Genomic DNA, 14,522 nt, shown 5'->3' on the forward strand with positions numbered 1-14,522 from the left:
GATCCTGTTGCCGTGCCGTTTCGATCAAGCCCAGCACCTTCGCGGACAAGACGACCCAAGCGCGGCCCGGTAGTCATCCCGAACGACGGACTTATTGGGTATTTAAACAATGAGAAAATTGATCGCGGCCGGTGTTGTCGTTTCAGCCATGATGCTGTCGCCGGCATTGGCTGCCGACCTGCCGGTGAAGGCGAAGYCGRTCCCGGTCTATGACTGGACCGGATTTTACGCCGGTGTGAACGTTGGCTATGGCTGGGGCGATCGCGACCTGAGTTTTGCCCCGAACGATGACGCTACCCGTGTCTGGTCTGTTTCTGACGGCATCCCGCCACCAGCGTCGTTCAAGACGTCGGGTGCGCTCGGCGGATTGCAGTTCGGCTACAACCGACAGCTCCGCACGGGCTGGCTTGTCGGCCTTGAGGCCGATTTCAACTGGTCCGGCATCAAAGGCTCAGGCATTAGCTCCGGTGTCATGCCCCCAGTGCCCATTCCAGGTCCATACTCGGCACCCTTCGACGAGCGGATCGACTGGTTCGGCACGGTGCGGGCCCGCCTCGGCTACCTGCCGACCAGCACGCTGTTGACCTATGTCACCGGTGGTCTGGCGTCTGGTCAGGTCACGCGCAGCGGAAGTTACATCAACAATAGTACCGTTCGTTTCACAGCCAATGGACTGCCCGACAACAGCGGCTTCACATGCGCAAGCGGCACCACCTGCTTTTCCGGCGTGTCGCGCGACGTAACTGCGGGATGGACGGTGGGCGGTGGATTTGAATACGCTCTCGGAGAGCGCATGACCCTCAAGGCCGAATATCTATATGTAAGCCTTGCTGGGAAGAAAATCACCGAAACGGCTCTGGCGGTCTTCATTCCCGGCGATACGCCGGCCTCGATTAGCGCCAATGTCGGCCGCGCCACCTTCAGCACCGCGCGCGTCGGTCTTAACTATCGCTTCTAGAGCCTATTCGGTTCTGATTGAATCAGAACCCGGCTCCTTGCAACCTCCTCGTCACAGATGTTGCTGGACGGCCGGTGGCGGCCTCGAATATGCGGTGCTCCCGAACGCCACCGTCAAGGCCGGATGCCTGCACGTCGATCTCGGTGACCAGAGCGTGAAGCTGACTGTGCAGGGGCCGGCGACCGGCAATGGCTTCGTCAAAGTCAAGTTCAGCAACGCTTACGACATGGATCGTATGGGGATGAACTTCCGCTTTTGACCCGCTCGGGCGACCGAAGATCGGCCCGCCTCCAGCGACAGTCGTCGCGAAGCAAAAGGAGTGATCGCGGGCGCAGACCCGCCTGCGATCATCTACTGCTCAACATGTGTTGACACTCGCCGAGGACGCTTGGCTTGCGGCGGATTTTCCGCTAGAGGAAGCCGCGCTCGCTTCCATCGCAGATCAAGCTGCGGCACGCGTCAGCCGCGAACGGAAAACGTGACCATCGTCTCAGGCTTCGCCGATATCTCGCTTCTGCAGCTTCTGCTGGTCGCGTTGATGGCGTTGTTTGCTTCGATCATCGGTGGTCTTGCCGGCTACGGCACCGGCGCGCTGATGCCGCTGGTGCTGGTGCCGCTGGTCGGCGCCGAGCCGGTGGTGCCGATCATCGCGATCTCCGCCATCTTCACCAATTCGAGTCGTGCGGCTGCCTATCTCCGCTATGCCGATCGCCGCCGCGCGCTGATCGTGCTCGCCTGCGCGGCATTGACGACGGCGCTCGGCGCCTACGGCTATACGCGCCTCACCAATGCAGGCGCAGCGCTAGTGATCGGCTCCATGCTGATCCTGAGCGTGCCGCTGCGCCGCGTGCTCCGCCGCCGCCAGGTCAAGATCGGCGACACCGGGCTTGCGGCCGGCTCGGTCGGTTACGGCGTACTCGTCGGCGGCACGTCCGGCTCCGGCGTGATCCTGCTCTCGCTCTTGATGGCCGCGGGCCTCGAAGGCGCCGCGGTGATCGCGACCGATGCGATGATCTCGCTCGGCACGGGCCTGATCAAGATCTCGGTGTTCGGCCTGGCCGGCGCGGTGACCGCGCAGGTGCTCGCCTTTGCGCTGCTGATAGGGGCGATCGCGATCCCCGGCGCGTTCCTCGCAAAAGCTTTCGTCGAACGGATGCCGGTGCATATCCACACCGCGATTCTCGACGTTGCGGTGATTACAGGCGGGCTTGTGATGATTTCGGCGGCGGCGAGGCAGCTCATCGCGTAGACGACCCCGGCCCAACCGGCATGTCGCGCCTGGACGACGGATCGAAGGAGGCGGCCTCCAGCGCAATGTGGCTTCGATGTTCAAGTTGGTCTGTGGCCGCGTCGGTGCCTTCCGATCGACCATCCGCGAACGGAATGAGCAATAGTCCGAGCAGCGCCACGCCAGCGAGGAGCGCCCAGGCTTCGTTGGCACTGAGCGCGAAAGCGGCCTGTTCGACCATGGGACGCAGATAGGCTTCAATCGTGGCGTCGGATACCCCCGGAGGGCGGTGAGTAAACAACGTCAGGTCAAGCCCGATCGCCTGAGCCGCGGTCACATCGCCTGCAATCAGACGGTCGCGCAGAGCGTCGGCGTGCTCGATGGTGCGCCCATAAAGGATCGTATCGATCAGCGCGATACCGATTGCACCGCCAAGGTTTCGCATCAAATTGAACAGGCCGCTTGCGTCCGGTATCTGTGACGGGTTCAGCGAACCCAATGCCAGCCGGGTCGGAGGCAGCAGGCAAAACATGATCGCAACGCCGCGCAAGACCTGCGGCCAGAACATTTCCTGGAAGTCGGCGGCACGGCTCTCGAATGCACTGCAACCCAGTCCGACCGCGAACAGACCAAACCCCGCGGCCGACAACCAACGGGGATCAAGCCTGCTTTCCAGCAGGCCCGCAATCGGCGCGGTGGCAAGCTGCGCAACGCCGGTGACGAGCATGATCGTGCCGATTTCAAATGCGTCATGATGTCGAACATAGGCGAGGAAGACCGGCATGAGATAGACCGAGCCGAACAATCCAATTCCGAGGAAGAAGCTCAATGCGCAACCGATCGCAAACGAGCGCGATCTAAATGTCGACAGTTCGACCACCGGATGCGCGGCCCTGAGTGTTCGGATGGCGAAGACAGTTGCCGCGGCAGCACTCAAGACGATCAGGATGGAGCAGAATGGAGAAAGCCACCCGCGCTGCGGGCCTTCCTTCAGGCCGATCTCCAGGCATGCAAGCGAAACCGCAAGAAGTGCGAGAGACGGCACGTCGAGTGTGGCCAGATCGGAAAGCCGGGGTCGTTCGCGCGGCAGCAGCATTGGCGCGGCGAGTGCGGCGACCACGCCGGGGGCGACATTGATCAGAAACAGCCAATGCCAGGACCAGGTGTCGGTGATCCAGCCGCCGACCACCGGCCCGACCGTGGGCGCCAGCACAGCCATGACGCCGGCCATGGTGGTGGCAACGGGATGCAAACGAATCGGAAACAGCAGGAAGACAGCGGAAAAAACCGCCGGAATCAGCACGCCGCCAGCAAAACCCTGAAGCACGCGGAAGCTGACAAGCGTCGTAAAACCGCCGCTGAACGCGCAACCGATGGAGGCGAGGGTAAAGAGGCTGATCGCAATGACGAACAGCCATCGCAGCGTCAGGGCGCGCGTAAGCCACCCGGTCAGTGGAATGGCGATGATCTCGGCGATCAGATACGCGGTTTGGATCCAGCTCATCGCCTCTCGCGAAATGGCGAGTGTACTCTGGATCGTGGGTAGCGACGTGGCGACGACCTGAATGTCGAGGATCGCCATGAACATGCCAAGGCACATCAGGACGAAGCCAAGCCACGTAGCCACACTCGGCTCGGTAACCCGTTCAGTCATTATGAGCCACGCACAATGTCTCACGGGATGCGGCGAGGGCGCGGTTCTCGGCCCGTATGCGGATTGCGAGAACCGCAGCGTTGAGGACGGTGAAGACCACGGCCAGCAGCGGCAGACCCAGAGCCAAAGGGAGCACGGCGATCTCGCCGGCAACCACGGCATAGTTGGGATGCGACAGAAATCGATAGGGTCCCGCTGACACGAGCGGTTGTTCGGGCAGAACAATAATCCGCGTCGTCCATCGTGAGCCGAGCGTCCAGATGACCCAGAAGCGAAGGCACTGAAGGATGAGGTAGCCGGCCAGGGCACCGACATTCACCGGTTGGTCGCGGCCGAACACCCACAGCGACAACAGCCAGGCGGCATGAACCGTGATGATCAACGGATAATGCCGGGGTGCCACCTCGACGGCGCCGCGGGCCAGGAGCTTTCGAGTGTTGGCGCGCGAAATGACGAGTTCGCCGACGCGCTGCAGCGTGATGGCGCCGAGAATGAGTTCAGCAAGCGTCACGCAGCGTGCCGTAGCGTGACACAGCTCGCGGTGAAGCCGGGTCCGAGCGCCGTCAAGAGCGAGCGCGCCGGCAGCCCCTTCGCGCGGGCCTGCTCAAGCACAAACAATACAGTAGGTGACGACATGTTGCCAAAGTCGGCGATAATCTGCCGCTCATGGCAAAGCGTTCCCTGGTCGAGCGCGAGCGCGCTTTCCAATGCACCGATAACCTTCGCGCCGCCGGGATGGCAGATGAACCGGTCGATGTCTTCCATCGAAAGGCGCATTCTGGAGAGAATTTCGGTCACGGCGGGGTTGAAATGCCTCGTGACGAAGTCGGGTATGGTGCGACGAAAGATGACGCCAAATCCTTCCGGGTCGACATTCCATCCCATGATGCCGAGCGTATCCGGCCAAAGGTGTTCGCCGGCAGCCTCGATCTGCGTAGCGCCGCCATCGCCCGCGCGCAGCACGATTGCAGCAGCGCCATCGCCGAACAGGCTAACGGCGACGATGTTGGCCTTGGTAAGTTCGTCCAGGCGAAGTGCAAGTGAGCAGAGCTCGATCGTGACCAGCAGCACGTTGGTTCCTGGTCGCGCCTGGGCGAGGCGCGACGCGATCGATAATCCCGAAACCCCGCCCGCACAGCCAAGACCAAACACCGGTACACGCATCACGTCGGACCGGAACCCTATCCGGCGGCTGACGCGCGCCTCGAGACTTGGAGTCGCGATTCCCGTGGAAGAGACAGTCACGACGGTGTCGATGTCGCCGCCGGCAAGCTCTGCGCTCGCAAGCGCTTTCTCGGCGGCATCGACAAATAGCGCTTCAGCTCCTTCGAGAAAGGCCTCGGTGCGTTCCGGCCAGCCTCGTCGTTCGAGATACCAGTCGAACGGCTTGACGCCATGACGTTTGACGATTCCGGTATTCGAGAAAATGCTCGAGAACCTTTCGAACTCGGGAAAACGAGGGCCGAAGACATTCCAGGCTGCTGTCAGAACGTCCTTTTGTAAAAAGACGTGGGGAGGCACCGACGTCGCTAGCGAGACCAGGGCAGCTGCGGGCGGGGATCTTGACGCTTCTGTCATCGCCATAAGAAACATCGGCGCGGTGCTAATATTTCGACGCGTGTAACAAATAATCGGCCGGAGACGTCACTAAAACTTGAACAGCGTTACAATTCTCCAGCGCCAACTTGGAGTCCTGTTCGTCCTGCTCAATTAGCTTGACGAAACAAATTGCGCGCTCGGAGCGATCGATCGCCGCCCCCGGAGCGGAACGCTCCGACGCAGGGCGCTTTCCTACAAATGCAATCGGGCATGTCAGGACTGAAATGCTTCAGTAGCACCGTCCGGGCAGGTTTGAGACTTCATATCAACGGAAGCGGAGCGCAGGCATGCGCACGCATCGTGGTCTCGATATGCACGGAAGAAGGTGAGCCATGGGGCAATCCAGCGCACAGCATCAATGGCCTGAAAAAAAGTCGGGCGATCGGTTCAAGAGTAAGATTGCCTTCCGTGAGATCAGTGTCGTTCTTGTTCTCCTGGGTCTTTCCCTCCCTTCCAGTGCATGGGCGCAGGCCGGGACCGACGCGCAGCCGGACCGTATCAAGGCGGATATCTCGCGGGTCGACAGCGACTTCATCAAAGCAAATACGAAAACATCCTGGGATTGGCCTACCGTCGGTCTCGACTACGCCGAAACGCGGTTCAGCCAACTCAATCAGATCAACACTGACAACGTGAAGGATCTCGGGCTCGTCTGGAGTTACAATCTTGAATCATCGCGCGGGATCGAGGCAACCCCACTCGTCGTCGACGGCATCATGTATCAGTCGGCGCCTTGGAACGTGGTCCATGCCATTGACGCGCGGACCGGGACAAAAATCTGGTCGTTCGATCCAGGTGTCGACCGGTCAAAGGGCTATCGGGGGTGCTGCGACGCTGTCAGCCGTGGCCTCGCGCTTTACAAGGGCAAGGTATTCGTCGCCGCCTATGACGGACGCCTGATCGCGCTCGATGCCGCGACAGGGGCCGAGCTCTGGGAAAAGGATACGCTGATCGACCACGAGCATTCGTACACAATCACCGGCGCGCCTCGAGTCTTCAACGGCAAGGTCGTGATCGGCCAGAGCGGTGCCGAATACGGTGCGCGCGGATACATCACGGCGTACGACAGCGAGACCGGCAATCAAATTTGGCGCTGGTTCACCGTGCCCGGGGATCCATCGAAGCCGTTTGAGGACGCTTCGATGGCAGCCGCGGCGAAGACCTGGGATCCCTCAGGCAAATATTGGATCAACGGGGGCGGTGGCACGCCGTGGGACACGATTACATTCGATCCGGATCTGAACATGGTTTACGTCGGCACCGGAAACGGCGGCCCCTGGAATCGCAAGCTTCGCAGTCCGTCGGGCGGCGACAATCTTTATCTGGCCTCTATCGTCGCGCTCAACGCCGACACCGGCCAGTATATCTGGCACTATCAGGAGACGCCCGGCGACAATTGGGACTATACGTCAACCCAGCCGATGATCCTGGCCGATATCAAGATCGACGGCGTGCCGCGCAAGGTGATCCTGCACGCGCCGAAGAATGGCTTCTTCTTCGTCATCGATCGCACCAACGGCAAGTTCATCTCGGCGAAGAACTTCGTCGACGTGAATTGGGCGACGGGATACGACGCCAACGGACGGCCTGTTGAGCTGCCGGCTGCGCGCGACGCAGATCGATACGAGTCCATTCCGGGACCGGACGGAGCCCACAACTGGCAGCCGATGTCGTTCAATCCCCTGACCGGCCTTGTCTACCTTCCGGCGCAGCACATCCCGGTCAATCTGACGCCGGAAAAGTCATTTGCGCAGAATGCCACTGCGCCAGGTAAGATCGGCGCCATATTGGGCGCGAATATCGGCTTCGTTTTCAATCCGTCTCCGACATCGACCCCGTTCGGACGTCTGCTCGCCTGGGATCCGGTGCATCAAAAGGAAGTCTGGCGAGTCGAGCACGTGTCGCCGTGGAACGGCGGTACGCTGACCACCGCCGGCAATCTGGTTTTCCAGGGGACCGCGGATGGCCGCTTCGTCGCTTATGACGCAGCAAAAGGCACCAAGCTGTGGGAAATGCCAACCGGGACCGGCGCGGTGGCGGCCGCCGCAACCTACATGGTCGATGACAGGCAATACATCTCGATTGCGGTTGGCTGGGGCGGTTCCTACGGCCTTGCGCATCGCGCGACCGAGTACCAGAACCCGGGAACGATCTATACATACGCGCTCGGCGGCACGGCGAAGCTGCCGGAGTTCGTCAAGTATCAGACCGAAGGTCTGCTGCAGGGCGTGAAGTACGATCCGAAGGATATCAGGGAGGGCGGGGAGATCTATGTCACGGCGGCCTGCATAGCCTGCCACGGTGTGCCCGGCGTCGGCCGCGGCGGCAACATCATCAATCTCGGCTACGTCGGCACTGATGAGATCTCCAATCTAAGGAATATCCTCTTCCACGGTCCATTCCGCGACCAGGGCATGCCGGATTTTAGCGGCAAGTTGACGGAAGGGGACGTCGGGAAACTCCAGGCCTTCATCCAGGGAACTGTTGACGCCATCAGACCGAAGAGCAGGTGATGAGCCAGCAGGCGCTGTAGGCAGACCTGCCGAAGATCGTGTCTGCCTGCAGCCTTCAACTCGGATGTCCGCAACTCGGATGTCCGCTCTGCGCCCACAAGCGGTCGTCCTCTCCTTACAGCTGTAACCATCTCAAACTGAAGAGACATCGTTCAGTAGCGCACGCCACTTCATTCTTGGCGGGACCAGCGCGCACGCGCGGCCAAGCGATGGAGAGATTCTAGGATGTCGTATGATTTTTTGCTGGCGTCGTGGGGGACCCTCGGAAATCTAAGCCCGCTGCTGACTGCGGCGCGGAGGTTGCGCCAAAATGGACACCACATCCGGGTGATGGCGGATCCGGCGATGCGCTCCGAGGTCGAGGCCTCCGGCTTTGCATTCGTCACATGGCGCCGCGCCCCGACCGGAACGGCTGCGGATCCGGTCGATGTCTCGGACATAAACGACTTTCTACGGCGGGCCATCTTTGATCCGGCGGCGCTCTATGCGGTCGATATCCGCGATGAGATCGGCCGTCTGCCGACCGATGCCGTTCTCGTGCTTGACGTGCTTTTTGGTGGCGCGCTCGGGGCGGAGGCATCCGGCGTGCCTTTCGCTCTGCTGTCCCCTCATGTCAGCCTTCGGCCCCTGCCGGGAATGCCGCCGGCCATCAGCGCATTGAGCCAACCGAAGACACCGGAAGAGCGCGCCGAAGTCGACGCCGCCAATGCCAGGCAGGCCGAAACACTCAATGCGTTTCTGCCCGATCTCAACCGCTCACGCGCCGATCTGGGTCTTTTTCCGCTGAGAGATGTCTTCGATCTGTTCGACCGCGCCAACCGACTGTTGCTCGCGACCAGCCAGGCGTTCGACTTTCAGGCCGACACGCTGCCCGACAATTTCCGCTATGTCGGACCGCTGCTCGATGTCCCGAACTGGTCCAGATCTCTGCAGACGGAGGCATGGCGAGCGCCATGGTCGGCCCGCTCGGGGCGTCCTCGCGCGTTGATCGCATGCAGCACGGGCGCGCAAGGTCAGCGCGACATGTTTCAGCGCATTATCGACGCGATGGAAGCGGTCGAGATCGATGCCCTTGCAACGGCCGGTCCCAATCTGGACGTCGCCGATCTCAGGGCTCCGAAGAATGTGCATTTGACCCGGGGCGCTCCCCATGACCTGGTCATGAAGGATGTTTCCGTGGTGATATCGCAAGGCGGCCACGGAACGACCACGCGCTCACTCATCAACGGACTGCCGCAGCTCATTCTGCCAATGGGGCGGGACCAGGCCGCCAACGCCGCGCGCGTCGAGGCGAAGGGGGCGGGGCTTCGATTGCCGCCAACCGCCTCCGAAGCGGACATTGCCGCGGCGGTGAACCGGTTGATTGCGGAGCCGCAATTCAAGACGGCGGCTTCTCTCCTCGGCGAGGCCATGAAGGTCGATATCGATCGCTCCAGCCTCGTCGACGAGATGGAGGCGATCGCCGCCATTGGCCGCGCGGCGAGACAGCAACCGAAGACACGACCGCTTCGAAAATCTGCCTGACAGTTCACAACACGGCGCCTGACAGATGAGGTGCCCTTCGCCGCCGCTCGGGAAGTTGACCGTGCGGCCGCAGATGAGGGGACTCGTCTGAGGCCGAACGGCCGGTGACAGCGAGAGCCGAATCCAAGCAGGATTCGGCCTTAAGGGTGCCTACTCTTCGTCCTCGTCGTCATCCTCGTCCTCGTCGTGGTCTTCTTCCACCTGCACGAGTGCGGCGAGCGGCAGCGTCTCGCGGAACAGGTCGCCTTCCGTGCCCATCCAGAGGCAGAGCACGTCGTCCTCCTTCACCTCCGCGACGGTCAGCGGATGGCCGCCGGATTTCAGCATCACGACATCGCCGGCTTTCAAGTCCATGGATTTGTCCTCCGAGTTGATCTGCTCGGAGGACAGGCTAGCAGGCGGTCATGACACGCGGAAAACGCAGGGCGCTGCGTGGATGGGCCTCAGGTGCGCTCGCTCGTGATCGGCGGTATCGGCAGACACTGGTTGCTGAAATAGCCGACCGCGTCGCGCACCACCGGAACATGACAGACGAAGCCGGTGGGACGGTATCGCACCCTGATGCGGTCCAGCTGCGCCATCGTCAGCGTCATGAACGCGTCGAGCCGACGGGCCTGAAGCTGCAACCTGTGCTCGCTGCTGTCCCGCGGCTTCATGGTCTCCAGCTTGCGATCGTTGGGGACATCGCTGCCCGATGCCGGAGCTTGCAGCGGGTTCGGTTGGYCGCGCAGCGCCTCGAAGCAATGATGCATCACCAGAACGTGGTGCTTGGCGCTCCACCAGTTGACGGCGACGACCTTCTGCAGGGGATCGATCGCCCCGCCCGGCAGCCTGGCACAGAGATCGACATAGGCCTTCAGTCCATTGGCCGTTGGGTCGTTACAGAGTTCTTCGCTGGGGCGCCCTGGATCGCCTCCGCTGTAGATCGCACCCTTGAACTGCGGCAGGTTGGCTTCGGCGTCGCAATCGAAATTGTACTTGGTGAGCAGCGTTGCCGTCAGGGGATCCTGGTCAAGGGTGTGCTCCGCTGCCGCATCGCGGCCCATGTCGCTGGGCCAATCGATGTAGATCTCCGCCTTGCGTGCGAAGATGGCGCCGTTCCGCCGCAACGATGTGCGTGCTTTCCAATAGTCGGAGAATGGTTCGAGCGTCTTCGCGTCGATGGGTATGAAGGCGGGACTTGCTTGCGCCTTCAGCGAACCGAACTGCTCGGGCAGCATGCTCTCTTGCAGCATCTGCACTTCGGCGAACGCGTTCGAAATTTCGATGAAGGTGTCGGTCGCCTTCTGCATGTCTGCTTTGGCTTGCTCTCCGACCTTTTGCTCGTAGGAATTCAGATACTGGAAGTATCCGCCCAGGAAGCCGGTCAGCAGGGTGACGGCCGTCAGTCCCTTGGTCACTGACAGGCGGCTATCCCAGGACTGGATTCTCTGCCACGCGCCGGCCGGGGGTTGTGTGCGCGCTGCTTCCTTTGGAAGGTCCTGCTCCATTGTCGCCTCCAACTCACTCCACGCCCCATGGAGCGAGGCTAGCGCAATCCCGGATTGCAGGTTGTGAGGTATTTCACTTCAAGTAAGGCAAGGGCGTTGTCAGATCACGCTCGTTTCACGCGTGATGATGAGACGGAGATTGCGTGCACGGTCACCGTGATAAGAGCGGACCCATTAAACTTTACCGGCGAGCGACGCTGGCACGCCCGGAGGTGGATAGGTAGGATCCGAGGGTTTTTCGGGGGGAGACCATAATGCGATTGTTGATTGCGATTTCGCTGCTGCTGATGCCCATCGCGCCGGCGCTTGCCGCTCCGCCGTCGAGCTGCGCCGGAAAGTTCGTCGGGGAGTGGCGGCATTCCGGCAGCGGCAACCGAGGCTCGGTGAAGGCCGACGGACGGGCGCTGTGCAGCGAGCATCCCGCCTGCGTGCAGGGCACCTGGACTTGCTCCGGCGACGTCCTGATTTACACCAACAGCCTGGGGACCTGGAACTACACGCTCGCGCCGGACGGCAGATCGATGTCGACCGGCACTGCCGTCGCGACCCGCATCGGCCCCGTCCCGGCGGTCGCCCGTTCGCGCGCGCCGGCGCCCGCCGCCGCAGCTCCCGCGTCCGAACCGGATGTTCCTCTCGTGAACCGCGCCGGCGCCACGGTGCGGGAATTCGTCAGGAAGAACGTCCTGCCGCCGGACTGCGAGTGGACGCCCGACAACCGCAACCATTGCAAGCCGCCGCCGAAGTGCTGTGGCGTTCGGGGTTAGCCCACGATGCGTCGGCATCGGCACTGGGCTCCCTCTCCCGCTTGCGGGGGAGGGCTGGGGGGTCTCCGCGTCGGGATTGTTGAGGATTGCGGAGGACGTCTCAGGCGGTCCTACTCCTCGTCTTCGTCGTCCTCGTCGTCGTCCTCGTCCACTTCCTCCAGGCGTTCGAGCACGGCGAGCGGCAGGGTCTCGCGAAACAGGTCGCCTTCCGCGCCCATCCAGAGGCAGTTCACGTCGTCGCCTTTTACGTTCGCGACGGTCAGCGGCTGGCCGCCGGATTTCAGCATGACGATATCGCCGGCTTTCAGTTCCATGGATGGTCCTTTCGGGTTGATTGACTTAAGAAGCTAGCAAGCCGGCATGACACGCCGATCGCAAGATGCGGGATCAGTGGATGTGCTGCGGCAGCGCGCATCCGCTGCCAGGCTGCTGAAGCGCCGACGACGGAGCTTCAAGCCGGAAGCGGGACCATGACGGAGGCCAAGGCGCCTGCGCGATGGGTTGCGCAGGGGCTTTTCCGTCCCATGCGCCGCGATGTTGGCATCATGCGCCTGTTTTGCCCGACGGGTCAAAGGATTTCGTGAAATCCGTAAGCCCTTGATTTTGCAGCAGCCGTCTACTGTGCATGGGGTTGTTTGTCGATATTTTGCGTCAGACTTGGTCCGGCACGAGTTCGGTCAGCGAACGAATGATGCGATCGGGCTTGACGGTCGAGCCTTCGGGCAGGCCGTCGCCATGCACGTCGATCCAGATCGAATAGATGCCGAGGCGCTGCGGCGTCACGACTTCCCATTCCAGATTGTCGCCGATCATCCAGGTGTCCTTGGCGGTGACGCCGAGCGCCTCCATCGCGTGCAGATAGGCGCGCTCCTCGGGCTTGCCGAAGCCGTGCTCGCCCTCAATTTGGATGTGGTGGAAGCGGTGCGCCAGCTCGAAGCGCTCGACCTTGGCGCGCTGCGTGTCGGCGGCGCCGTTGGTCACCAGCGCGAGCTTGATGCCGAGCGCCTTCAGCCTGTCGATGGCGTCGTGCGCGCCGGGGAAGACGAACATCTCCTCCTCGCGATAGGTGGTGAAGCGGTCGGCGAGGCGAATGGCGAGATCGTCGGGCAGGGCGCGGTGGCCGGCGGCCGCGAGCGCGGCGAAGCCGCCCTTGACCGTGAGGTGCCGGGCCTCGGCGAGCTTCATCCGCCACGCGGCTTCCGCATTGGCCCAGAAGTTTCGCGCGAAAGCCAGAACCGCGGTTGCGAGCTCTCGCGGCGGCAGCGGCGCAAGCTCTTCGGCAAATTCGTTCGCGATCGTGTTCCAGGCGATCTCGGGCCGGCCATAGGCCGACAGGATGGTGTCGTCCATGTCGATCAGCATGGCGCGGGGGAGCGGCCTCACAGCAGGCTTCATCGCAGTCATGGCCATTTCACCTCCGGCGGCAGCGACGACAGGATCGAATCCACATTGCCCCCGGTCTTGAGTCCGAAGATGGTGCCGCGGTCATAGAGCAGGTTGAATTCGACATAGCGTCCGCGCCGGACCAGTTGCTCCTCGCGATCTTCGGCCGTCCAGGCCGTCGCGAAATTGCGGCGCACGATGTCGGGGTAGATCTTCTGGAAGGCACGGCCGACGTCCTGGGTGAAGGCGAGGTCGGCGTCCCAGTCGCCGCTGTCGTGCCAGTCGTAGAAGATGCCGCCGATGCCACGCGCCTCTTTCCGGTGCGGCAGGTAGAAATATTCGTCGCACCATGTCTTGTACTTGTCGTAATCGGCGACGCCGTTCGGCTGCGCACAGGCCTGCTTCATCGCGGCGTGGAAGGCGATGCTGTCGGCGTCCCCCTGCGTGCGCCGGCGATCCAGCACCGGGGTGAGGTCGGCGCCGCCGCCGAACCAGGCCTTGGTGGTGACGACGAAGCGCGTGTTCATGTGCACGGCGGGCACATGCGGATTGCGCAGATGCGCGATCAGCGAGATGCCGGAGGCCCAGAACCGCGGATCGTCGGCCGCGCCCGGAATTTGCGCGCGGAATTCGGGGGCGAATTCGCCGTGCACGGTCGAGCAGTGCACGCCGACCTTCTCGAACAGGCGGCCGTACATCATCGACATCACGCCGCCGCCGCCGGGCGCGCCAGAGTGGTCGGTGCGCTGCCACGGCGTGCGCACGAAGCGGCCGGCCTCGCCGGGATAGAGGCTTTGCGGCGCGTCGTCTTCCAGCCGTTCGAAGCTTGCGCAGATGTCGTCGCGCAAGCGCTCGAACCAGGCGCGGGCGCGGGCCTTGCGATCGTCGATTGTTGAAACGTCCATCTGCATTCCCGTCGCTACTCAGCGGAGCCTGTAGGGTGGGCAAAGGCGCTCTTGCGCCGTGCCCACCAACTTTTACGCGTCGTCTTGAATGGTGGGCACGCTACGCTTTGCCCACCCTACGAGACCGTAACTAACCCTGCGGACCGTAATAGGTGCAGCTCTCGTTGCAACTGTCGCGGTGGATGCTGACGCGGGTGAGCTTGCCGATATGGGCCAGCCGCTCCCAGACGAAGCGCGCGAGATTCTCCAGCGTCGGGGTGCCCAGCGCCTCGATCTTGTTGAGGAACTTGTGGTCCAGCATCACACGCACATCCTCGATCGCGCGCTGGAGCAGGCCGAGATCGACCACCATGCCGGTCGCGGGATCGGGCGTGCCGCGCACCGTCACCTCGGCGCGGAAGGAGTGGCCGTGGATTTCTTCACTGGCAGCGCCAAACGTCGTTCCCGACAGTGAATGCGCCGCCTCGAAGCGGAACGATTTCGTCAATTCCCACATCTGTCCGA

At 62.4% G+C, this 14,522-nt stretch carries 15 protein-coding genes; 6 read left to right on the plus strand and 9 right to left on the minus strand.

Annotated features, from left to right (window positions below; genetic code table 11):
• Positions 1-109: 109 nt before the first annotated feature.
• The 3 genes from ACXJMY_RS16795 to ACXJMY_RS16805 all read left to right on the plus strand — a co-directional run bounded on the left by ACXJMY_RS16795 (position 110) and on the right by ACXJMY_RS16805 (position 2,207).
• Complete coding sequence (locus ACXJMY_RS16795) at positions 110-958, plus strand: outer membrane protein (protein WP_456620444.1); 849 nt, start codon at positions 110-112, stop codon at positions 956-958.
• A gap of 94 nt (positions 959-1,052) precedes the next feature.
• On the plus strand, positions 1,053-1,217 hold the full coding sequence (locus ACXJMY_RS16800; protein WP_456620445.1) for a hypothetical protein: 165 nt from the start codon (positions 1,053-1,055) through the stop codon (positions 1,215-1,217).
• 219 nt (positions 1,218-1,436) lie between these two features.
• The gene (locus ACXJMY_RS16805; protein ID WP_456620446.1) at positions 1,437-2,207 is read left to right on the plus strand and encodes a sulfite exporter TauE/SafE family protein; all 771 of its coding nucleotides are present in this window, start codon (positions 1,437-1,439) and stop codon (positions 2,205-2,207) included.
• On the opposite strand, the gene ACXJMY_RS16810 is transcribed toward ACXJMY_RS16805, so the two are convergent.
• From ACXJMY_RS16810 to ACXJMY_RS16820, 3 genes are read right to left on the minus strand one after another with little or no spacing between them, the layout of a single operon-like run.
• Positions 2,197-3,786, minus strand: a complete 1,590-nt coding sequence (locus ACXJMY_RS16810) for a DHA2 family efflux MFS transporter permease subunit (RefSeq protein ID WP_456620497.1) — start codon at positions 3,784-3,786, stop codon at positions 2,197-2,199. The genes ACXJMY_RS16805 and ACXJMY_RS16810 overlap by 11 nt on opposite strands.
• A 46-nt stretch (positions 3,787-3,832) precedes the next feature.
• Complete coding sequence (locus ACXJMY_RS16815; RefSeq protein WP_456620447.1) at positions 3,833-4,351, minus strand: isoprenylcysteine carboxyl methyltransferase family protein; 519 nt, start codon at positions 4,349-4,351, stop codon at positions 3,833-3,835.
• Positions 4,348-5,424, minus strand: a complete 1,077-nt coding sequence (locus tag ACXJMY_RS16820; protein WP_456620448.1) for a type III polyketide synthase — start codon at positions 5,422-5,424, stop codon at positions 4,348-4,350. The genes ACXJMY_RS16815 and ACXJMY_RS16820 overlap by 4 nt, the downstream gene beginning before the upstream one ends.
• Before the next feature lie 347 nt (positions 5,425-5,771).
• On the opposite strand from ACXJMY_RS16820, the gene ACXJMY_RS16825 reads away from it, so the two are divergent.
• Together ACXJMY_RS16825 and ACXJMY_RS16830 are read left to right on the plus strand one after the other, a co-directional pair.
• A complete protein-coding gene (locus ACXJMY_RS16825; protein WP_456620449.1) occupies positions 5,772-7,952 on the plus strand; it encodes a PQQ-dependent dehydrogenase, methanol/ethanol family in 2,181 nt (726 codons plus the stop codon).
• Between the two features lie 225 nt (positions 7,953-8,177).
• Positions 8,178-9,476 (plus strand): glycosyltransferase, encoded by a 1,299-nt coding sequence (locus ACXJMY_RS16830; RefSeq protein WP_456620450.1) that lies wholly within the window; start codon positions 8,178-8,180, stop codon positions 9,474-9,476.
• Positions 9,477-9,626: 150 nt separating this feature from the next.
• Here ACXJMY_RS16830 and ACXJMY_RS16835 read toward each other — a convergent pair whose 3' ends face one another.
• Together ACXJMY_RS16835 and ACXJMY_RS16840 are read right to left on the minus strand one after the other, a co-directional pair.
• Positions 9,627-9,830, minus strand: a complete 204-nt coding sequence (locus tag ACXJMY_RS16835; protein WP_456620451.1) for a DUF2158 domain-containing protein — start codon at positions 9,828-9,830, stop codon at positions 9,627-9,629.
• 89 nt (positions 9,831-9,919) lie between these two features.
• On the minus strand, positions 9,920-10,966 hold the full coding sequence (locus tag ACXJMY_RS16840; RefSeq protein ID WP_456620452.1) for a hypothetical protein: 1,047 nt from the start codon (positions 10,964-10,966) through the stop codon (positions 9,920-9,922).
• Between the two features lie 254 nt (positions 10,967-11,220).
• Here ACXJMY_RS16840 and ACXJMY_RS16845 point away from each other — a divergent pair, with 254 nt between their 5' ends.
• On the plus strand, positions 11,221-11,730 hold the full coding sequence (locus ACXJMY_RS16845) for a hypothetical protein (protein WP_456620453.1): 510 nt from the start codon (positions 11,221-11,223) through the stop codon (positions 11,728-11,730).
• A 110-nt stretch (positions 11,731-11,840) separates the two neighbouring features.
• On the opposite strand, the gene ACXJMY_RS16850 is transcribed toward ACXJMY_RS16845, so the two are convergent.
• From ACXJMY_RS16850 to ACXJMY_RS16865, 4 genes are all read right to left on the minus strand, one after another.
• Positions 11,841-12,044, minus strand: a complete 204-nt coding sequence (locus ACXJMY_RS16850; protein ID WP_456620454.1) for a YodC family protein — start codon at positions 12,042-12,044, stop codon at positions 11,841-11,843.
• 337 nt (positions 12,045-12,381) lie between these two features.
• On the minus strand, positions 12,382-13,140 hold the full coding sequence (locus ACXJMY_RS16855) for an HAD family hydrolase (RefSeq protein ID WP_456620455.1): 759 nt from the start codon (positions 13,138-13,140) through the stop codon (positions 12,382-12,384).
• Complete coding sequence (hemF, locus tag ACXJMY_RS16860) at positions 13,131-14,018, minus strand: oxygen-dependent coproporphyrinogen oxidase (protein WP_456620456.1); 888 nt, start codon at positions 14,016-14,018, stop codon at positions 13,131-13,133. Before hemF ends, ACXJMY_RS16855 begins: the two co-directional genes overlap by 10 nt.
• A gap of 130 nt (positions 14,019-14,148) precedes the next feature.
• Positions 14,149-14,514: a 6-pyruvoyl trahydropterin synthase family protein gene (locus ACXJMY_RS16865; protein WP_456620457.1), complete on the minus strand. Its 366-nt coding sequence runs from the start codon at positions 14,512-14,514 to the stop codon at positions 14,149-14,151.
• Between the last annotated feature and the right edge of the window lie 8 nt (positions 14,515-14,522).

Source organism: Bradyrhizobium sp. P5_C12 (genome assembly GCF_054049735.1).